The organism is Salimicrobium jeotgali (genome assembly GCF_001685435.2).
In the GTDB taxonomy this organism is placed as follows: Bacteria; Bacillota; Bacilli; order Bacillales; family Halobacillaceae; genus Salimicrobium; species Salimicrobium album.
On the sequence record NZ_CP011361.2, the window covers coordinates 1,099,873 to 1,120,510 of the forward strand.

A 20,638-nucleotide genomic window follows, 5' to 3' on the forward strand; every position below is an offset into this window, starting at 1 on the left:
CCTCTCAGAAACGAGAGGTCTTTTTTCATAAATTCCCTGAAACGTTTTCACAGCTACATACGTATAAGGTATAAGCGAGACGAAAGGGGGGATGACGGTGAGCGTGATCAGGAAATGGAAAAGCTCCATATTACTCTTTCCATTTCTGCTTATGTTATTAGCTCCTGTCTCCGTGGAAGCGGCGGGCGAGGTGTATGTAGTTCCTGTTGAAGAAACGGTGGAGAAAGGTATGGCCTCGTTTATCGACAGAGCAATAACTGAAGCGGAAGATGCGGGGGCGAAGCAACTTATTTTCGAAATCGATACCCCGGGCGGACGTGTGGATGCAGCGAACGAGATAGGTGAGTATTTAACCAATACCGACGTCCCGACCGCTGCCTACGTCACTAGTCGTGCGTACTCTGCCGGCTCGTATATAGCTCTGAATATGGATGATATCTATATGAAATCCCAGGCGACCATGGGAGCCTCCGGAGTCATCAATTCGGACGGAACGGCGGCAGATAAAAAAGCCCAGTCCGCCTGGATATCAGCTATGACTGCGGCAGCAGAGAATACCGGGAGAGACCCTTTGTATGCAAAAGCCATGGCGGATAAAAGTATAGACTTACCCGAGCATGGAGCTCCGAAGGGAGAGTTTCTTACACTGACCCCCGCCCAGGCAGTAGAGGTGGGGTATTCTGAAGAAACGCTTTCCAGTATGGACGCTGTCGTTAAGAAACTCGGGTATGACCCTTCCGACACGGTGAGGGTCGAGCCTACATTTTCCGAAAATCTTGCCAGATTCCTGACAAACCCTGCGGTCGTACCTATTTTGTTATCGCTCGCAAGCTTAGGACTTATAGCGGAAATATATACTCCGGGCTTTGGTATCCCCGGTTCTATCGGTATCATGTCGCTTGTCCTTTTCTTTTACGGGCACGTAATCGCCGGACTTGCAGGATTTGAAGCGATTATTCTGCTTGTGGCAGGAATAGCACTTATTATCGCAGAGTTCTTCCTCCCGGGAGGAATTGCCGGGATCGGAGGGGCGGTTGCTATTGTGGCTTCGCTCCTCATGTCGGGGCAGGATCTTGGATATATGGCTTTCAGCATCGGAATAGCTGTTCTTGTTACTATCGTAGCCTCAGTCCTTCTTTTTAAATTTGTCGGTTTCCAGAACAACTTCGTTAAAAAAATTGTTCTGAGCGATTCCACAAACACTTCGGAAGGTTACGTTTCGTCCCGAAGCAGACTGGAACTGATAGGCGAGACAGGCGAAAGTCTGACCCCTCTCCGTCCTTCCGGGTCCGGTGTTTTCGGAGACGAAAGGCTGGATGTAGTGAGTGAAGGGTCATTTATTCAGGCAGGTACAGGAATCAAAATCGTAAAAGTGGAAGGGTCAAGAATTGTAGTACGGGAAATTGGAGATAATAAGGAGGAAAAATCATGACGTTACAGGAATTGATGCCATTAATCATCGTCGGAATCATTATTATTGCTTTAGCTGTACTGTTCACTTTCATCCCCGTGATGCTGTGGATCAGCGCACTGGCTGCAGGGGTCAAGATCAGTATATTCAGTCTTGTGGGTATGAGATTAAGACGGGTAACTCCCGCCAGAGTCATCAACCCTCTGATCAAAGCTCATAAAGCCGGTCTTGATATTAATACGAACCAGCTCGAGAGCCACTACCTGGCCGGGGGTAATGTGGACAGGGTGGTCAATGCGCTTATTGCCGCGCACCGTGCAAACATAGAACTGACTTTCGAGCGATGTGCAGCGATCGACCTGGCCGGCCGGGATGTACTGGAAGCTGTTCAGATGAGTGTTAACCCTAAAGTGATAGAGACTCCTTTCATCGCCGGTGTGGCTATGGACGGTATTGAAGTGAAAGCGAAAGCCCGTATCACGGTCCGGGCCAATATCGACCGGCTCGTAGGGGGTGCCGGGGAGGACACGATTATCGCACGTGTCGGAGAAGGTATCGTTTCTACTATCGGTTCCAGTGAGAACCACAATAAAGTGCTTGAGAATCCGGATTCGATTTCCAAAAACGTTCTCGGAAAAGGGCTTGATGCAGGTACGGCTTTCGAGATTCTCTCGATTGATATTGCAGATATAGACATCGGTAAGAACATCGGAGCTATTCTGCAGACGGATCAGGCAGAAGCTGATAAAAATATCGCTCAGGCGAAAGCGGAAGAACGAAGAGCGATGGCTATCGCCCAGGAGCAGGAAATGCGCGCCCGTGTTCAGGAAATGCAGGCGAAAGTGGTCGAAGCGGAAGCGGAAGTACCACAGGCTCTTGCAGAGGCGTTGCGTTCCGGAAAAATGGGAGTTATGGATTATATGAACTACCAGAACATTGATGCGGACACCGACATGAGAAAAACGTTAGGTACTACCGGAGAAACGGATGACGAGGACAACGGCAAGTAATTGGACCTCATTTTCAAGCTTTTGAAGAAAGAGGTGATGATCAGTGGGAGATTTAATATCAGTGATCTTTTCAAACATTTTCATAGTGGGAGCTGTACTTTACGGGATTTTCTCTCTCTTCCAGCGTTCTCAGGAAAACCGGGAAGATAACAGCCCTTCCTCCGTACCGGAACGGCAGAACAGTCCCGCCCCTTCTCTCAACGAGAAGTATGAAGAAATGAAGGAACACGCGGATCAGGATTTTGAAGAAGAGAATGTACACGTTGAAAAAGCATCGGAGAAAAAACATGACGGAATTTTGCAGCACGGAGATCTCGTTGTAGATAAAAAAGAAGACGAGACTAAGGAAGTCCATCCGTTCCTCAGGGAAAATTGGACGAAAAGACGAATTCAGGACGGTATCATAATGAGTGAAATCCTGGGTCCGCCAAGAGCAAAACGTCCCCATCGGCCTTTAAGAAGATGGTGAAGCACGAGACCCGGTCTGCCGAATGCAGGCCGGGTTTTGCTCGTGGTTTAGAAGGAGGTGTGAAAAGGTATGTGAAAACTATAAACATACATATCCGCCTCCTTATTACGAAGAGCACAGGGACTGGTGGAAAAGTTTTGCACCGCTATACAGACAGTGGTAAAGTAAAATTAATTCTAAAATATAAATTAAATCAAAAATCTTATGCAACGAAATATATTAATCAAGGAGATTGAATATGCAGGAAGACTTACAAACGATAGATGTGCATCTGGACAGTCCCGAAGAAGCGCTCACGCTGTTCGGGACGGAAGACAGAAACCTTAAACAGATGGAAGAACAGTTAAGCGTAACTATTGTTTCCAGGGGAGAAAAAGTGAACGTTTCCGGTGTTCCGGAACACGTAGCCATCGTAGAAGATGTTATCGGCTCCCTGCTGGCGCTCATACGCAAAGGCCTCAGTGTTACGGAGAGAGACATTGTATACGCCATTGAGCTTGCTAAAAAAGGTAAAATTAATCAGTTCGAAGCATTGTACGAAGATGAGATAACGAGAAACGCCAAAGGAAAACCGATTCGTGTGAAAACACTGGGGCAAAGAGATTATATCAGTGCCATTAAAAGGAATGATTTGACTTTCGGTATAGGCCCTGCCGGGACGGGAAAGACATATCTTGCTGTAGTTATGGCTGTCAACGCGCTGAAGAATGGAGACGTCAAGAGAATTGTACTCACCCGGCCTGCTGTCGAAGCCGGAGAAAGTCTCGGTTTCCTGCCCGGAGATCTGAAAGAGAAGGTCGATCCGTACCTTCGTCCCCTTTACGACTCCTTACATGACTTGTTCGGTGTTGAGCACACGGCAAGACTGATTGAAAGGGGAACGATTGAAATTGCACCGCTTGCTTATATGAGAGGACGGACGCTTGACGACGCTTTCGCTCTTCTGGACGAAGCACAGAACACTACACCGGAGCAGATGAAGATGTTTTTGACAAGGCTCGGTTTCGGATCGAAAATGATTATTACTGGGGACATAACCCAGGTGGACCTTCCGAAAGGTATGAATTCCGGTCTTATCGAAGCGAAGCAGAAGCTGTCGAAGGTGAAAGGGAGCTCTTTTATCCATCTTGATGAAACGGACGTTGTTAGACATCCGCTGGTGCAGCGGATTATTGAAGCGTATGAAGATAAAGAATAGAGGGGGCTGTTAAGATGTTGAAAATCGATTTTCATGATGAGACGAATTCCATCGATGAAGCATTTGTGGATCTGATTGAACGGGTATTATCTTTTGCTGCCGAGAAAGAAGGAGTAGCAGGGGATAATGAACTTTCCATTACCTTTGTCAACAATTCGCAGATACAGGAACTGAACAGAAATTACCGGCAGATAGATCAGCCGACAGATGTTCTCTCCTTCCCTATGCTTGAAGAAGGGGAAGATGAGCTTGAGGCCATCGATGAAGATATGCCACGAATGCTCGGGGATATCGTTATCTCCGTTGATAAAGCAAATGAGCAGGCGGACGATTACGACCATTCTTTAGAGAGGGAGTTTTCTTTTCTTGCCCTTCACAGCCTCCTGCATCTGCTCGGGTATGATCATGAAAAGGAAGAGGACGAAAAGAAAATGTTCAAACGTCAAGAGGACATATTGAATGAATTCGGACTTGAAAGGAAGTAAACGAAATAAGCGGATAGGTTTCCGCTTCGCCCTGTCGGGTATCCTTGCCGTGGTAAAGACAGAGAGGAATCTGAAAATCCACTGTTTTGCCTCTGTAGCCGTACTTTTAACAGGAATCTTCCTTTCCATTTCACCCATTGAATGGGCAGTATTGTTTTTGACGATGGGACTCGTCCTGTCCCTGGAGGTCGTCAACTCTGTAATAGAACGGGTGATGGATTTCATTCATCCGTCCTATCATCAGGAAGTGAAAGTGATTAAAGATGCTTCAGCCGGAGCAGTTCTTATTGCTGCATGTTTTGCAGTAATGATTGCTCTGGTAATTTTCGTGCCAAATTTGTAAGTATGGAGGATGACATATGTCAGATACGTTTAAGTCCGGCTTCACAGCCATCGTGGGCAGGCCCAATGTGGGGAAATCCACATTCATGAACCGTGTGATCGGTGAAAAAATTGCCATTATGAGTGATAAGGCGCAGACGACAAGAAACAGAATACAGGGTGTATATACCGATGAAGACAGCCAAATAGTTTTCATTGATACCCCGGGCATCCATAAACCGAAACATAAGCTCGGGAACTATATGGTCAATACTGCTGAGCAGACGTTGAACGAAGTGGATATTATTTTATTTATGATAAACGCCGAGGAAGGTTATGGGCGTGGCGATCAGTTCATTGTGGACCGTCTGAAGAACGTGGATCGCCCCGTCTATCTGATCATCAACAAGATCGACCGCGTGCATCCTGATAAGCTGATTACGCTTATTGAGCAGTACAGAGAACTGATGGAGTTCACAGAAATCGTTCCCATCTCTGCTCTGGAAGGAAACAATGTCGACCATCTTCTCACAGTTATCAAAGGCCATCTTGAAGAAGGGCCGCAATACTATCCGGAAGATCAGATTACAGATCATCCCGAGCGATTTGTTATAAGTGAATTCATAAGAGAGAAAGTTCTGCACCTGACAAGAGAAGAAATTCCCCACTCCATCGCGGTAAAGATAGAGGAAATAGATGAAGAGGAGAATGGTTCTCTTCACATTCAGGCAATTATAGTTGTAGAAAGAAAGTCACAGAAGGGTATAATCATCGGAAAGCAGGGGAGCATGCTGAAAGAAGTGGGGACAAGAGCCCGAAAAGACATAGAAGCGCTCCTCGGAAGCAAAGTTTTTCTTGAGCTTTGGGTGAAAGTTCAGAAAGACTGGAGAAACCGGTCGATTGATCTGAATGACTTCGGATACAGAGAAGATGACTATTAATAGAGACACTCCTCGCCCCGCTTATTTTGAGTGAAATATTTGCTCCATGGGAGACAGGTTTGAAATGACGGGGAAAGAATCATGAGTGGGAGGACAGGTGAAAGAGTTTGTTGGAAAAAATCGAGGGTCTGGTTATCAGGACAAGAGATTACGGAGAAACTCATAAAATTGTCACGCTTTGGACACGGGAAAAAGGCAAGATTACTGTAATGGCCCGGGGAGCGAAAAAACCGAGCAGCAGAATGAGTTCGGTGACCCAGCCCTTTATTTACGGCAACTACCTTATATATATAGGGAGCGGCATGGGATCGATGTCCCAGGGAGAAACTGTCGATTCTTTTCGTTCAGTGAGGGAAGATATATTAAAGGCGGGATACGCTTCTTTTGCCTGTGAACTCGCTGATAAACTGGTGGAAGAAAAAGAGCCGGACCCATTCCTTTTCGAACAACTTCTTACAACACTTACCTACATCGATGAAGGCCGGGACCCGGAAATTGTCACGATGATGTTCGAATTGAAAATTTACAGGAAAGCGGGATTTGCTCCGGTCCTCTCCAGGTGCATTAATTGTGGAAATTCGGAAGGTCCTTTTTCTTTTTCTGTCGCGGAGGGAGGATATCTCTGCAACAGGTGTAAACACGTGGATCCTGATCGTTATGAGTTGTCGGAGAGGTTCAGCAGTCTGCTGCCTCTGCTCGCAGAGATGGACCTGAAGAGACTCGGAAACATATCGATGAAGAAAGAAAATAAAGAAAAGCTTCGTCAGCTTTTGGACAGATACTACGAACAATACGGAGGGTACTTTCTGAAGTCCCGGAAGTTTTTGAAGCAAATGGATAAGTTTTATTGACAAGTGGAGCTCAGATTATGTATGCTTTCATATATCATATACATTGTGAAGAAGGGAAGTAGTACTCGGAAGCGGAGATGTCCAGCGAGGCTGTAACAGGTGCAAGGCAGCCCATTTCCCTCCGAAGAAGGCAGTCCGGAGCAATGATCGGAAAGTGGCTGATACGTCAGGACGTATCGGCAAATAGGGTGGAACCGCGGAAATCCCGCCCCTATGTCTTAACGGCATAGGGGCGGGATTTTTCGTGCAGGATGGTGAGTAAAAAGAATTTCTTTAATATACAGGAGGTAGAGGAATGGATATCCAAACGATGATATTGACTTTACAGAAACACTGGTCAGACCATGGGTGCATTTTAATGCAGGCCTACGATACGGAGAAAGGGGCCGGGACGATGTCTCCTATGACGCTGTTAAGGAGTCTGGGACCGGAACCGTGGAATGTAGCTTATGTGGAACCTTCACGTCGTCCGGCTGACGGAAGATATGGAGAGAACCCGAACAGACTTTATCAGCACCATCAGTTCCAGGTCATAATGAAACCGTCTCCGGACAACATACAGGAAATATATCTGGAGTCCCTGGAAGCTCTCGGTATCGACCCGAAGCAGCACGATATCCGTTTTGTGGAGGATAACTGGGAAAACCCTACACTCGGCGCTGCCGGCCTTGGCTGGGAAGTGTGGCTTGACGGCATGGAAATCACTCAGTTCACTTATTTCCAGCAGATAGGCGGCCTGGAAGCGAAACCGGTTTCTGCGGAAATCACGTACGGTATTGAACGGCTGGCTTCCTATATACAGGATAAGGAAAATGTATTCGAGCTGGAATGGACGAACGGGGTGACCGTAGGCGATATTTTTTCTCAGCCCGAGTATGAACATTCCGTCTATACTTTCGAGGAATCGGATGAAGAAATGCTGTTTGAACTGTTTACAACGTATGAAAAAGAAGCGGAGAAGCTTATGGAAAGAAATCTCGTTTTCCCTGCCTATGACTACGTTTTGAAATGTTCCCATACGTTCAACCTTCTGGATGCAAAAGGTGTTATATCCGTCACTGAGCGGACCGGTTATATCGGAAGAGTGCGTAACCTGGCGAGAAAGATAGCGAAGGCGTATGTAGAGAAGCGGGAAGAACTAGGTTTTCCAATGTTAAAGGAGGAATCGACCCATGAGTAATGAGGCACTATTCGAAATAGGTCTTGAGGAGCTGCCTGCCCGATTCATCAGCAGTGCCGAAAATCAACTGAGAGAAAAAACAAAAGAGTGGCTGGAGGCGAACAGACTTCCATTCACCGGGATAACTGTATATTCCACTCCGAGAAGACTGGCTGTATATATAGAAGGGCTGCCTGAAAAGCAGCCGGATACCGAGGAAAAGGCGAAGGGTCCTGCCGAGAAAATTGCGGTAAATGAAAATGGAGAGTGGTCGAAGGCAGCTATCGGTTTTTCCAAAGGTCAGGGAAAAACCCCGGAGGATATCTACTTTGAAGAGGTTAACGGTACGTCTTATGCGCACATAGATAAATATATTAAAGGCGAAGAGACGGAAACTATTCTGCAGGACTATAAGAACGTGATCCTGTCCCTCGCTTTTCCGAAAAATATGCGCTGGGGAAATCATTCCCTTAAATTCATAAGACCGATCCGCTGGCTCGTCGCTTTGTTCGAATCAACAATCATTCCTTTGGAAATCGAAGGGGTTTCCGCAGGAAAAACTACGCGCGGTCACCGGTTTTTAGGAAAAACCGTTACAATAGAACATCCTTCCCGGTACGTAAGCGCTCTTTACGAACAATTCGTGGCAGTGGATCGTAACGAACGTAAAGAGGACATTCAGCGTCAGCTGGAGCAGCTGCAGCAGGAGAAGAACTGGGACATCCACGAAGATGAAGATCTTTTATGGGAAGTCACGGACCTCGTAGAGTATCCGACGGTGTTCAGCGGGAGTTTTGACCAGTCCTTTCTTAAGGTACCGGATGAAGTACTGATCACTTCTATGAAAGAGCATCAGCGTTACTTCCCTGTGCACCGGGACGACGCTCTTCTTCCTTACTTTGTAGGTGTGAGAAACGGTGATGGAGAGCATATCGATAATGTAGCGAAGGGGAATGAGAAGGTGTTACGGGCAAGACTGTCGGACGCCGAGTTCTTTTACGAAGAAGACCTGAAGGTATCGATTGAACAAAGGCTTGAAAAGCTTGAGAAAATCGTTTATCAGGAAGAGTTGGGAACGCTCGCTGAAAAAGTGGGCAGAAATGAAGATATAGCTCTTATCATAAGCGACAAACTGGCTATCTCAGATAGTGACAGGGCAAATGTGCAAAGGGCAGCCCGTATATCCAAATTCGACCTCGTTACGCAAATGGTCGACGAGTTCACTGATTTACAGGGAATCATGGGTGAAAAATATGCACGCATTTTCGGGGAAACTGAAGAAGTTGCTGTAGCTATCCGTGAACAGTATCTTCCGAAACAGGCGGGAGGCGCCGTACCTGAAACAATTACAGGGGCCGTATTAAGTCTGGCTGATAAACTGGATACAATCGTCGGGGCGATAGCTGTCGGTAACCTTCCGAGCGGTTCCCAGGACCCTTATGGTCTCAGAAGACAGGCCCTCGGAGTTCTTAAAATCATCGAAGATCACGGGTTTGATATCAATATAACGGAACTTCTGGACAGAGCGGTGTCCTACTACGGGGAGAAGGCGGTCGGAACAGCAGCACAAACGGAACTTCGAGCCAATGTCCATGAGTTTTTCAATGCAAGAACCGCCTACCTGTTGAAAAAAGAAGATGTAGAAAGCGATGTCGTGGAAGCGGTGCTTGCGGAAGGTAGCGGTAATTATTCCCTCACGAAAGAAAAAGCCCATCTGCTTTCCGCAAAAAGGCATGAAGACGGGTTCCGCGCTGTTCAGGAAGCGTTTGGAAGAACATTGAATATGGCCGACAAGGCAGAAGGTGCCGAAGTGGATAAATCTTTATTCGAAAAAGAAGAAGAACTAAGGTTATATGAAAAACATGAAGAAGTGAAAGAAGCATTCTTTAAACAACTGGAGGAGAAAGAAATAAATGCTTCTCTCCGCACTCTGAGCGAACTGGCGGAGCCGATTCATTCATTCTTCGACAATATTATGGTCATGGCGGAAGATGAAAGTGTAAGAATGAACCGTCTGGCACTTTTAAAGAACGTGGCGGACACTCTTTACGTTTTTGCAGACTTTAATGCTATCCAGTGGAAGCAGCAGAATTGACGCCTCCCTTCTTTTCCTTTCTTTTTAAAAATGTATATAATATTAAATAATAGTATGGCATAGTTAGGACGAGGGTGGTGAAATCATGGATCTGTCCAACCGACAAGAAAGAATTATTGAAATCGTAAAAGAACAGGGCCCTATTACCGGGGAAAATATAGCTGATCAGCTAAGTCTCACGAGAGCCACGTTGCGGCCCGATCTTGCGATACTGACAATGGCCGGCTACCTTGATGCCCGGCCGAGAGTAGGCTATTTCTTTACGGGTAAAACCGGATCGGAACTGCTTACGGAGAAACTGAAAAAATTTAAAGTGGGAGATTTTCAATCGATCCCGATTGTTGTAGATGAAAATGTATCGGTTTATGACGCTATTGTTAATATGTTTCTGGAGGATGTAGGTACTATTTTCGTCACGAATGAAAATGCTAAACTGACAGGCATCCTCTCGAGGAAAGATTTACTGCGGGCAAGCATAGGGAATCAGGATCTCACTTCGGTACCCGTACACATCATAATGACCCGAATGCCGAATATTGCCTACTGTTCAGCAGAAGATTTACTGCTCGATACCGCACAGACATTAATTGAAAGACAGATAGATGGAGTGCCGGTCGTGGAGGAAAAGGAAGACGGCCTTGAAGTGGTAGGCCGTTTGACGAAGACGAATGTAGCGAAAGCGCTGGTCGAACTCGGGAGAGACGAGCACCTGTAAATCATTTTGGGAGGGGACAGCATGGTCAAACCATTTGTATATATTATGTCAGACTCCGTCGGGGAAACGGCGGAACTTGTAGTGAAAGCGGCTTTGAGCCAGTTTAATGATGGACCCTTTGACGTACAGAGAATACCATATATCGAAGATGAATCGATCATCGATGAAACGCTCATTCAGGCAAAGGAACATGAAGCATTGATCGGGTTCACCCTCGTATCGCCGGAACTCAGGAAGTATCTGCTTAAGCGGGCCGAAGAAGAAGAGTTGGAATGTGTAGACATAATGGGGCCTATGATAGACTCTATGGAGAGACACTTCGGTAGAGAACCTAGGCTTGAAGCAGGACTCGTCCACAAACTTGACGAAGATTATTTCAAGCGGGTGGAAGCGATCGAATTTGCAGTCCGCTACGATGACGGCAGGGATCCGCGAGGGATAAAGAAAGCCGACATTGTACTTATCGGGGTCTCCAGGACTTCCAAAACCCCTCTTTCCCAATATTTGGCGCATAAACGGCTTAAAGTTGCCAACGTTCCAATCGTTCCGGAAGTCAAACCACCGAAGGAACTTTTCGAAGTTGATCCAAGAAGATGTATAGGCCTGAAGATAACGCCCGAAAAATTGAATGATATAAGAAAAGAACGCTTAAAAGCGTTAGGTCTGGGCGATGAGGCGAGTTATGCCAATCTTGAAAGGATCAAACAGGAAATTTCCTATTTTGAAGGAATTGTCGAAGATATCGGCTGTGAAGTAATAGATGTCTCCCACAAGGCTGTGGAAGAGACGGCTAATAAAATTATTCACACTTTACGTACCAATGGAGAAAAATAGAAAAGTCGCGCTGTGACAGCGCGACTTTTTCAAGCGTGAAAGCCAAATAGTGGCATCCGGCCAGAAAGTTGTTTTATAATAGAATGTCGTAGCCCAATATGGAGCTTTCAGAATAATAAAACATTCATCAGAAAGAAGGATTTCAGAGTGCTCTGTAGAAACTAAAATTATGACGAAATTTACACTGACTATATGGGTAGACGCTGACAGCTGCCCTGTAAAAGAAGAGATTCGATCAATTGCGTACTTGCAGACTATACCCGTCCGATTCGTAGCGAGCTACGACCATTATTCCCCGGATCTCGGAGAGGAATGGACTTTCGTAGAGAAAGGGCAGGATGCGGTGGATCTGTTTATTCTTAATCATGTAAACCCTGGTGATGTAGTGGTGACACAGGATTTATCCCTGGCATCACTGCTTCTTGAGAGAGGGGTTTACGTTCTGACCCCCAGAGGTAAACTGATTAAAAGCTTTGAGGTGGAATCGATTATGCATTCCAAATATATAAGAATGAAGGAAAAAAGACGCGGAAACTATGGGAAGGGGCCTGCCGCTCTGACCAGGCATGACCGCATGCTGTTCAAGGAAAGATTGTCTGATATCCTGCATGAGCGTGGCATGTAATCAAATTATAGAGTGCTGGTGATAGAAATGGCCGGACGAATTCCGGAAGAAACTGTAGAAGAAGTTCGGAAAACCACGGATATTACAGATGTAATCGGGGAACATGTACAACTGAAGAAACAGGGGAGGAACTATTTCGGACTATGTCCGTTTCACGGAGAGAGTACGCCTTCTTTCTCTGTATCTCCGGAAAAACAGATTTTTCACTGTTTCGGTTGTGGAAAGGGAGGAAACGTATTTTCCTTCCTGATGGAAAAAGAGAACTGGACGTTTATCCAGGCTGTCGAACATCTGGCTGCCAGGAATAATATCGCCCTTCCCGAAAAGAATCAGACGGTGACCGAAAGGGAAGTTGACGGAGTCCAGCGGATATTGGAAGCCCATCAGTGGCTGGCTAAACTTTATCATCATTTTCTGGTGAACACTACGGAAGGTAAGGAAGCACTTCAATACCTGACGGAAAGAGGTTATTCAAGGGAGACCATTGATACTTTCAATCTGGGGTACGCCCCTGACAAGCCGGATGTAGTAGCCACTTTTCTGGAGAAGAAAGGTTATCACCCTCAGGAAATGGTGAAAGCCGGTCTGCTTTCGGAGACAGGCAGTGGAGGGTACCTCGACCGTTTTCGCGGAAGAATCATTTTCCCGCTGCGGAATCATCTGGGAAAAACGGTAGCTTTTGCCGGCCGGACCCTTGGGGAAGGCCAGCCCAAGTATTTAAACAGTCCCGAAACTTCCGTGTTTCATAAAGGGAAACTGTTGTATAATTTTGATCTGGCGCGTGGCTATATCCGGAAACAGAACCGGATCGTTCTTTTTGAAGGATATGCCGATGTGATCGCTGCTTATCAGGCGGATATCGGCCCCTCCATCGCTACCATGGGAACGTCGCTCACCCCGGGGCAGGCAGAGCTTATGAAGCGGTATTCGGAAAAGGTTATCATATGTTATGACGGGGACAAACCTGGAATCGAAGCTTCTGTGAAGACAGCCAAAGAACTCCAGAATGCCGGCATTCACGTATTTATAGCCAGAGTGCCCAATCAGAAAGACCCTGATGAATTTATAAAGACAGAAGGCGGAGACAGGTTCAAACGGGAAGTAATCGATACGAGTGAGCCGTTTGTAGGGTATCTCATGAGATACTATAAAAACCAGTTCAATCTTCAGGTTGAAGGCGACCGTTTCGAATACCTCGAGACTGTCCTGCGGGAAGTCGCCAAGTTAGAAAGAGGGGTAGAGAGGGAATACTACTTACAGGAACTCAGTAAGGAGTTCTCTTTATCCATGGAGAGTCTCAAAGAGGAAATGGAAAAATGGAAACCTGAAGCAAATACGGAGACACACCGTCATCAAAGCTGGCGGAAAGCAAATGATAAAGAATCACGTGCTCCTTCCGGTAATAAACCCCGTCGTGCTTTTCACAACGCGGAGCGGAGACTGCTGGCTTATATGATGAAAGACACTTATATTGCTGAAGTGGTGAAACAGGAGATTTCTGCCTCTTTTAATATTGAAGACCACCAGATTATAGCAATGCAGCTATATGCGTATTATGAAGAAAATGAATCAATGAATATCAGTGAATTTCTGGAAAGTTTCAGCGAAGACCGTCTCAGGAATCTCGTTACGGATATCGCTTCCATACCTCTTACACCTGAAGTCCCTGAAAAAGAGATAGAGGATTATCTGTATCAGGTGAAAAGGGAGAAATGGAAAAAAGAAAATACGAATCATTTGCACAAAGAAATGAAAGAAGTGGAAAAACAGGACCCGATACGCGCTGCTGAGATAGCCATGCAACTGTTGCAGGAAAACAGAGGCTGGAAGAGCAGAAAGTAGGCTGTTTACAAGTTTGAAGGAGGGGAGCTCATGGCTGAAAATAACCAAAAGTCAGCTAACGCTAATGCTAACGAAAATGAACTGACGCTGGACCAGGCTAAAGAACAGGTAATGGAGCTTGGAAAGAAACGTGGAGTTCTTGCTTATGAAGAAGTGGCAGAGAAATTATCCCATTTTGAATTGGATTCCGATCAGATGGATGAATTCTATGAGAAGCTGAATGAGCAGGGTGTAGAAGTGATAGGGGACTCCGAGAAAGACCCTAATATGCAGCAGTTGAACAAAGAAGAAGAGTTCGACCTGAACGATTTGAGTGTACCGCCAGGAGTGAAAATAAACGATCCCGTGCGTATGTATCTCAAAGAAATAGGACGTGTGAATCTGCTGTCTGCGAATGACGAAATCAGTCTAGCCCACCGTATCGAAGAAGGAGACGAGTTCGCTAAGAGAGAGCTGGCGGAGGCGAACCTTCGTCTCGTCGTAAGTATCGCCAAGCGTTATGTAGGCCGTGGTATGCTGTTCCTGGATCTGATTCAGGAAGGGAACATGGGTCTGATCAAAGCGGTAGAGAAGTTCGACTATCGTAAAGGGTTCAAGTTCAGTACGTATGCAACCTGGTGGATCCGCCAGGCGATTACGAGAGCTATCGCCGACCAGGCCCGGACGATACGTATCCCTGTCCACATGGTAGAGACTATCAACAAACTTATTCGTGTCCAGAGGCAACTGCTTCAGGATTTCGGCAGAGAGCCGACACCCGAGGAGATTGCGGAAGAAATGGAGCTTACTCCTGATAAAGTCAGAGAAATACTGAAAATAGCTCAGGAACCCGTTTCCCTTGAAACGCCTATAGGCGAGGAAGATGATTCCCATCTGGGGGATTTCATTGAAGACCAGGAGGCTACATCTCCTTCCGATCACGCAGCATACGAACTCTTGAAAGAACAGCTTGAAGATGTACTGGATACGCTTACGGACCGGGAAGAGAATGTTCTTCGTCTACGTTTCGGCCTTGATGACGGCAGGACCCGGACACTTGAAGAAGTAGGGAAAGTTTTCGGGGTTACTCGCGAGAGAATAAGGCAAATCGAAGCCAAAGCTCTGCGCAAGCTTAGACATCCGAGCCGCAGTAAACGTCTGAAGGATTTTATGGAGTAAAGGGAATAAAGCATGGTGTCCGGGGAGCTTAATGTCTCCGGGCATCCATTAATACCCTGGAGGTAGACGAACTTTGTCAAAAAACCGTAAGGACGTTATCGTAGATGAAATCAGATACTGGAAAGAGAATAAGCTGTTACCTGATAAATACTGTGATTTTCTGTTAGCTTTATACACAGAAGGTGAGAGCGGAGCTGATAAAGAGAAAAAAGTCTCACGTACAAGCCCGTGGCTTGCTACATATTACTCTGTTAATTTCCTGTTGATTCCATTGTCATTTACAGTTATATATTTTACTGAAAACGGTATCATTTTGCAATCTTTACTTTTGACCGGTTTTGCAGCTTCCTCTTTTTTAATGCAGAGCTTGATAAAAAAAGAAAATGCGCCGGTTGAGCTTCCGTTGGTCATTACACTTATTATCGTTTTCCTGCTTACCACTTCTTCCGCTGCTTATTATTTCCCCGTGATATACGCCGAGGGGATTGCTCTTTTGAATGCAGTCGGATGGATGACGATCGGTATGCGGAGGAGCCTGTTCTATGTCAAGGTTTCAGGCATCGCTCTGTTGGCAGGCACGTTGATCAGCATGCTGATCAGATAATTTTTAGTACTTATAAACCTCTTTAAAAATTTAATTTTTAATTTATCATCTTTTCTAAATGGAGGATATCGAGTAGAATATATATAGCTCGGTTTAAAATACCTACAGTATAATGAATACATAAGGAGGAAGTTTTGTATGATAAAGAAACGATTAGTCCCTTTTGCACTTATCGCCGTATTGGGTATCCTGACGATGATAATTGTCGGCAGCGTAGGGATGAACGAGCAACAGGCGATTGAAAACGAAGACGAAGGCGGTGGAGAAGAACAGACGGCCAGCGCCAATCCTGAAGAAATGTTCCAGAATTCCTGCGCAAGCTGTCACGGCAGTGATTTAAGCGGCGGGGTAGGTCCGAACCTCCAGGGCGTGGGCGACCGTCTCTCCGTTGAGGAAATCGTCAGTACTATAGAGAACGGTAAAGGCCAGATGCCGGCGGGGCTTTACACCGGAGAAGAAGCTAAAGCAGTAGCTGAATGGCTGGCGGAACAATAAATACGTAAGTGAAAAGCTTTCTGGATGCCAGGAAGCTTTTCTTATTGAAGGAGGAGTAAATGGTGAGGTTATCCGAACGCCTGTCTCTCATCGCGGAGTATCTTCCGGAGGAGACATATTTTGCAGACATAGGGTCCGATCATGCTTATTTGCCTGTATATTACTGTTTGAATCATCCGGAAGCGAAGGCTTTGGCCGGTGAGGTGAACGAGGGACCGTTGAACAGTGCAAAAAAAGTAATAGAAGAATACGAGGTCCATAACAGAGTAGAAGCGCGGAAAGGGGACGGGCTGGACGTTCTGGAGGGCCGTAACGTTTCCGAGGTGGTCATTGCAGGTATGGGCGGGCCGCTGATCGCCTCCATTCTTGAAAGAGGGAAGGACAGACTCCGAGATGTAAGGCGCTTACTGCTCCAACCTAATATCCATTCCGAAATAGTGCGCAGATGGCTTGAGGAAAACGGGTTTGCCCTGGTCGATGAAAAAATCATCGAAGAAAATAATCATATATATGAAATATTGATTGCAGACCGCGGTGCACCGTCTTCGTTGTATACAAAGGACTGTAAAGAAACGGAGTTATGGCTCGGTCCTATTTTAATGAAAGAAAAAACGGAAGCGTTCAGAAAAAAATGGGAACGGCAATTGAAGAAAAATATGGAAATTCTTCATAAGTTGGAACTGGCTGTAGATGAACAGGAATCGAAAAAGAAAGAAATTATAAAAGAAATCGATATACTGAAGGAGGTCCTCTATCATGAAAACGATTAAGGCAAAAGAAATTATGCGGGTAATGGACGACTGGGCACCGGAGACGTGGGCATTTGACTGGGATAATGTCGGTCTTCAGGTAGGCGGCAAAAATAAACAGGTGTCTAAAGTTATGGTTACTTTGGATGTACTTGAACCTGTAGTTGATGAGGCAATCAGTGAAGGTGCGGACTTAATTATTGCTCATCATCCCCTCCTTTTTCAAAAACCGGATACGATTGATACAGAGAAGGCTAAAGGTCGAATACTCCAGAAACTGCTCGCTCACGACATCACCGTCTATGCATCGCACACCAACCTTGATATCGCTGAAGGCGGTGTAAATGACGTGTTGAGTGACAGCATAGGATTACAGAGAACGAAACCGTTTGTATCTTTATTTCAGGAAAAGGTGTACAAGGTAGCTATACATGTTCCTCATGACCATGCAGAAGATATCAGAAACGCTATGGCTGAAGCCGGAGGCGGACACCTTGGTGAATACAGTCACTGCACTTTTCAGATTGAGGGTGAGGGGACATTTAAGCCTTTGGAAGGAGCGGACCCTTATATAGGTGCACCGGGAGAAATGGAAAGAGTCGATGAGTTAAAAATAGAAACTATAGTGAAAGAAAACGATTTGAATAGTGTTATTCAGGCAATTGCGAAAGCTCATCCGTATGAAGAACCTGCTTATGATGTCTACGAAGTGAAAATCAATGGGGAGAACAGAGGCCTTGGCCGAATAGGAACACTAGCCTCGCCGACAAATCTTGAAAGTTTTACGGAAAAAGTGAAAAAAGCTTATCAGGTACCCTCAGTACGGGTTACCGGAGATTTGAATAAACCGGTGAAGAAAGTGGCAGTCGTCGGAGGGAGCGGCGAAGATTTTTTCAAAGCCGCAATCTCAAAAGGCGCTGACGTGCTGATCACAGGTGACGTGACCTTCCATAAAGCCCAGGATGCCTGGGCGGAAGGACTGGCTATCATTGATCCGGGCCACCACGTGGAAAAACTGGTATGTCCGGAGATTAAAAGAAGAGTCGAAGAAGCATTCGATGTAGAAGTGATCATATCGGAGACACAAACTGAACCTTTTCGATTCATTTAGAAGAGAAATGCAGTAAGACCGGCAGTTTTACCTTCGCCGGTCTTTTTTGAATTTTTATTTAACATACAAAAAATACAGAATGCCTGTTGCGGCATTCTGTATTTAAAAGTACTATACGGTGATAACGCTTTTCAGTTTTGCTTTGATGCTTTCGGTTTGTTCTGTTTCCGTTTAACCGGAGGTAGTATTTTTTTCTGTTCTACTTTGGATTCGCGGATCCAAGTGTCTTCGTCTTCCTCGTCGAAGTTTTCAATAAAACGGATTACCTCTTTGGTGATCGGAGTAGGGGTGGATGCACCGGCGGTTACAGCTACGGTTTCCACTCCATCAAGCCAGTCGAGGTCGATGTCTGTTACGTCTTTAATGCGATAGGCCTGTGTACCGGCTTTTTCAATAGATACCTGGGCAAGTCTGTTGGAGTTGTTACTCTTAGGATCTCCCACGACTAGGGTGAGATCGGCTTCCCCTGCCTGCTCAGAAACGGCTTCCTGACGGACCTGAGTGGCCATGCAGATTTCCTGATGTTTTTCGGTGTGAGGATATTTCTCCTTCACCCTTTCCATAACATCATAAACGTCCCACTGGCTCATCGTAGTCTGGTTAGTGATAAGCAGTTTATCACTGTTGACTTCCAGATCCTCCACTTCGTCTTCCGTCTGAATCAGATGAACTTTTCCGGGAGCGACTCCAAGCGCACCTTCGGGTTCCGGGTGCCCTCTTTTACCTACATAAACGATTTCGTATCCTTCTGCCACTTTATCCCTGATAAGGTTGTGCGTATTCGTAACGTCAGGACATGTAGCATCCAGAGTCATCAGCCCTTTTTCTTTAGCCCGTTCTTTAACTTCGGGCGAAACTCCGTGGGCCGTAAATACGACTGTTCCATCATTGATGGATTCCAGTATTTCCAGACGATTTTCACCGTCGAGAGTTATAATCCCTTCGCTTTCGAAGGCGTCCGTAACGTGGGAGTTATGGACGATCATCCCTAAAATATATATCGGCCGCGGAAGGTTCGGGTCTTTCGCTGCGTTCTGCGCGATGACCATCGCATCCACGACACCATAGCAGTAGCCACGAGGGGCAATTTTAATAACTTCCATGTGTTTTGTCCTCCTCCGTCTTCAAACTCTAATCTCATTATAAAGGTAAACGTTACTGATGTAAAAATTATTAGTGTGCAATATGAACCAGCCTCTATTATAATAGGGAAAGGATAAATTCTAAAGGAGTTTGATTATGAGTACACATTCGTTCGACCAGTACGACATTACACCCACTGTTTCTAATATCGTGACCGCCTTGAAATTCAAAGAACCTACTGAAATTCAGCATAAAGTATTGCCGCCATTTTTAAGGGGGGAAAGTGTGATTGCACGGTCGCACACCGGTTCGGGTAAGACCCATGCCTACCTCCTTCCGATTTTTAACCGCCTGGTACCGGACAGGAAAGTGCAGGCGGTCGTCACCGCCCCGACGCGGGAGCTGGCCATGCAGATTCATGAAGAAGTCAAAAAGTCTCTGCAGGCTTCCGGATTCGGCGAAGAAGTAAAAGCGAAACTTGTCGTAGGGGGAAGCGACAAGTACAGAATGATGGAACAGTTGAAGAAGACTCCTCCGCAAATAGTAGTGGGCACTCCCGGGAGAATTCTTGATATGACTAAAGAGGGCGCCCTTGATTTATCTGATGCAAAAACATTCATTCTGGATGAAGCTGATCTGATGGTGGATCTCGGGTTCATCGAGGACGTGGATCAGATTCTGATCCGGATGAAAGAGGACCTGCAGGTAGGAGTGTTTTCCGCCACCATCCCGGAAAGATTGCAGCCTTTTCTTAAAAAATATCTCCAGTCCCCCGTATATATAGAAACTGATATGAAGCAGCTGGCCCCGGAATCCATGGAACACAGGCTGGTAGAGCTGAAGCATAAGGAACCGGCTGATGTAATTATCGAAATTTCGAAAGCGATACAGCCGTATCTGGCTATTATTTTCACAAATGGGAAAGACGAAGCCGATAAACTCGCTGCTGAATTGACTTCACGGGGAATAAAGCCAGGTCTCATCCACGGAGGTCTCAGTCCAAGAGAAAGAAAACGCGTACTTAAAGATCTCAAGGAACTGCGGTTCCAGTACATCGTAGCTACCGACCTTGCTTCAAGAGGTATAGATATCCAGGGGGTCAGCCACGTAATCAACGCTCAGATGCCTAAAGAAACGGAATTCTATCTTCACCGGGTAGGACGGACAGCGAGAGCAGGTTTAGAAGGCACCGCCATTAATCTGTACAAAGATTCGGATCTTCCCCTCATTGAAAAGCTGAAAGGGAAGGGGCTCACATTCAACTTCTACGAAGTGAAAAAAGGTGAATGGAGAGAAGCGAAGGACTACCGGCGCAGAGAAAACAGAGAAAAACAGGAAAACGAAATGGAAAAGAAAGCGAAACAGCTCGTACGTAAACCGAAAAAAGTGAAACCGGGCTATAAGAAGAAAATGAAATACAAAGCTGATAAAAACTATAAACAGATGAAAAGAGAAAGTTACCGAAAAGGGAAGAAATGACAG

21 protein-coding genes are annotated in these 20,638 nt (G+C 45.9%); 20 read left to right on the forward strand and 1 reads right to left on the reverse strand.

Features of this window, described 5'->3' with window-relative positions; genetic code table 11:
• Positions 1 to 91: 91 nt before the first annotated feature.
• From AAV35_RS05470 to AAV35_RS05560, 19 genes are all read left to right on the forward strand, one after another.
• Positions 92 to 1,432, forward strand: coding sequence for an NfeD family protein (locus AAV35_RS05470; RefSeq protein ID WP_008588779.1), 1,341 nt, complete (start codon positions 92 to 94; stop codon positions 1,430 to 1,432).
• Positions 1,429 to 2,421 (forward strand): flotillin-like protein FloA, encoded by a 993-nt coding sequence (gene floA / locus AAV35_RS05475; protein WP_008588782.1) that lies wholly within the window; start codon positions 1,429 to 1,431, stop codon positions 2,419 to 2,421. Before AAV35_RS05470 ends, floA begins: the two co-directional genes overlap by 4 nt.
• Before the next feature lie 43 nt (positions 2,422 to 2,464).
• The gene (locus AAV35_RS05480) at positions 2,465 to 2,890 is read left to right on the forward strand and encodes a hypothetical protein (protein ID WP_040609197.1); all 426 of its coding nucleotides are present in this window, start codon (positions 2,465 to 2,467) and stop codon (positions 2,888 to 2,890) included.
• Positions 2,891 to 3,128: 238 nt separating this feature from the next.
• Positions 3,129 to 4,088, forward strand: a complete 960-nt coding sequence (locus tag AAV35_RS05485) for a PhoH family protein (RefSeq protein ID WP_008588786.1) — start codon at positions 3,129 to 3,131, stop codon at positions 4,086 to 4,088.
• Between the two features lie 17 nt (positions 4,089 to 4,105).
• Entirely contained in the window at positions 4,106 to 4,573 is a 468-nt protein-coding gene (ybeY, locus tag AAV35_RS05490) for an rRNA maturation RNase YbeY (protein ID WP_040609211.1), read from the forward strand.
• Entirely contained in the window at positions 4,548 to 4,916 is a 369-nt protein-coding gene (locus AAV35_RS05495) for a diacylglycerol kinase family protein (RefSeq protein WP_008588790.1), read from the forward strand. The genes ybeY and AAV35_RS05495 overlap by 26 nt, the downstream gene beginning before the upstream one ends.
• Before the next feature lie 16 nt (positions 4,917 to 4,932).
• Positions 4,933 to 5,835, forward strand: coding sequence for a GTPase Era (era, locus tag AAV35_RS05500; RefSeq protein ID WP_008588791.1), 903 nt, complete (start codon positions 4,933 to 4,935; stop codon positions 5,833 to 5,835).
• A 107-nt stretch (positions 5,836 to 5,942) separates the two neighbouring features.
• Positions 5,943 to 6,686, forward strand: coding sequence for a DNA repair protein RecO (gene recO / locus AAV35_RS05505; RefSeq protein ID WP_040609198.1), 744 nt, complete (start codon positions 5,943 to 5,945; stop codon positions 6,684 to 6,686).
• 295 nt (positions 6,687 to 6,981) lie between these two features.
• On the forward strand, positions 6,982 to 7,866 hold the full coding sequence (gene glyQ / locus AAV35_RS05510) for a glycine--tRNA ligase subunit alpha (protein ID WP_008588794.1): 885 nt from the start codon (positions 6,982 to 6,984) through the stop codon (positions 7,864 to 7,866).
• Complete coding sequence (gene glyS / locus AAV35_RS05515; RefSeq protein ID WP_008588796.1) at positions 7,859 to 9,940, forward strand: glycine--tRNA ligase subunit beta; 2,082 nt, start codon at positions 7,859 to 7,861, stop codon at positions 9,938 to 9,940. Before glyQ ends, glyS begins: the two co-directional genes overlap by 8 nt.
• An 85-nt stretch (positions 9,941 to 10,025) precedes the next feature.
• On the forward strand, positions 10,026 to 10,655 hold the full coding sequence (gene ccpN, locus AAV35_RS05520; RefSeq protein WP_008588798.1) for a transcriptional regulator CcpN: 630 nt from the start codon (positions 10,026 to 10,028) through the stop codon (positions 10,653 to 10,655).
• Between the two features lie 21 nt (positions 10,656 to 10,676).
• Positions 10,677 to 11,489, forward strand: coding sequence for a pyruvate, water dikinase regulatory protein (locus AAV35_RS05525; RefSeq protein ID WP_008588801.1), 813 nt, complete (start codon positions 10,677 to 10,679; stop codon positions 11,487 to 11,489).
• Positions 11,490 to 11,658: 169 nt separating this feature from the next.
• Complete coding sequence (locus AAV35_RS05530) at positions 11,659 to 12,114, forward strand: YaiI/YqxD family protein (RefSeq protein WP_008588804.1); 456 nt, start codon at positions 11,659 to 11,661, stop codon at positions 12,112 to 12,114.
• A 27-nt stretch (positions 12,115 to 12,141) separates the two neighbouring features.
• A complete protein-coding gene (dnaG, locus tag AAV35_RS05535; protein ID WP_008588806.1) occupies positions 12,142 to 13,956 on the forward strand; it encodes a DNA primase in 1,815 nt (604 codons plus the stop codon).
• Between the two features lie 30 nt (positions 13,957 to 13,986).
• Complete coding sequence (gene rpoD, locus AAV35_RS05540) at positions 13,987 to 15,114, forward strand: RNA polymerase sigma factor RpoD (protein WP_008588808.1); 1,128 nt, start codon at positions 13,987 to 13,989, stop codon at positions 15,112 to 15,114.
• 73 nt (positions 15,115 to 15,187) lie between these two features.
• Positions 15,188 to 15,718 carry a hypothetical protein gene (locus AAV35_RS05545; RefSeq protein ID WP_008588810.1) on the forward strand — a complete coding sequence of 177 codons (531 nt, stop codon included), beginning with the start codon at positions 15,188 to 15,190 and terminating at the stop codon, positions 15,716 to 15,718.
• Between the two features lie 138 nt (positions 15,719 to 15,856).
• Positions 15,857 to 16,213: a cytochrome c550 gene (gene cccA / locus AAV35_RS05550; RefSeq protein WP_008588812.1), complete on the forward strand. Its 357-nt coding sequence runs from the start codon at positions 15,857 to 15,859 to the stop codon at positions 16,211 to 16,213.
• A 59-nt stretch (positions 16,214 to 16,272) separates the two neighbouring features.
• Entirely contained in the window at positions 16,273 to 16,983 is a 711-nt protein-coding gene (locus AAV35_RS05555; protein WP_008588814.1) for a tRNA (adenine(22)-N(1))-methyltransferase, read from the forward strand.
• Positions 16,970 to 18,073, forward strand: coding sequence for a Nif3-like dinuclear metal center hexameric protein (locus AAV35_RS05560; protein ID WP_008588817.1), 1,104 nt, complete (start codon positions 16,970 to 16,972; stop codon positions 18,071 to 18,073). Before AAV35_RS05555 ends, AAV35_RS05560 begins: the two co-directional genes overlap by 14 nt.
• 131 nt (positions 18,074 to 18,204) lie before the next feature.
• Here the strand turns inward: AAV35_RS05560 and AAV35_RS05565 are convergent, their stop codons facing one another.
• Positions 18,205 to 19,176 carry a 4-hydroxy-3-methylbut-2-enyl diphosphate reductase gene (locus tag AAV35_RS05565; RefSeq protein ID WP_008588819.1) on the reverse strand — a complete coding sequence of 324 codons (972 nt, stop codon included), beginning with the start codon at positions 19,174 to 19,176 and terminating at the stop codon, positions 18,205 to 18,207.
• Between the two features lie 136 nt (positions 19,177 to 19,312).
• Here AAV35_RS05565 and AAV35_RS05570 point away from each other — a divergent pair, with 136 nt between their 5' ends.
• Entirely contained in the window at positions 19,313 to 20,635 is a 1,323-nt protein-coding gene (locus tag AAV35_RS05570; RefSeq protein WP_008588820.1) for a DEAD/DEAH box helicase, read from the forward strand.
• Positions 20,636 to 20,638 lie beyond the last annotated feature (3 nt).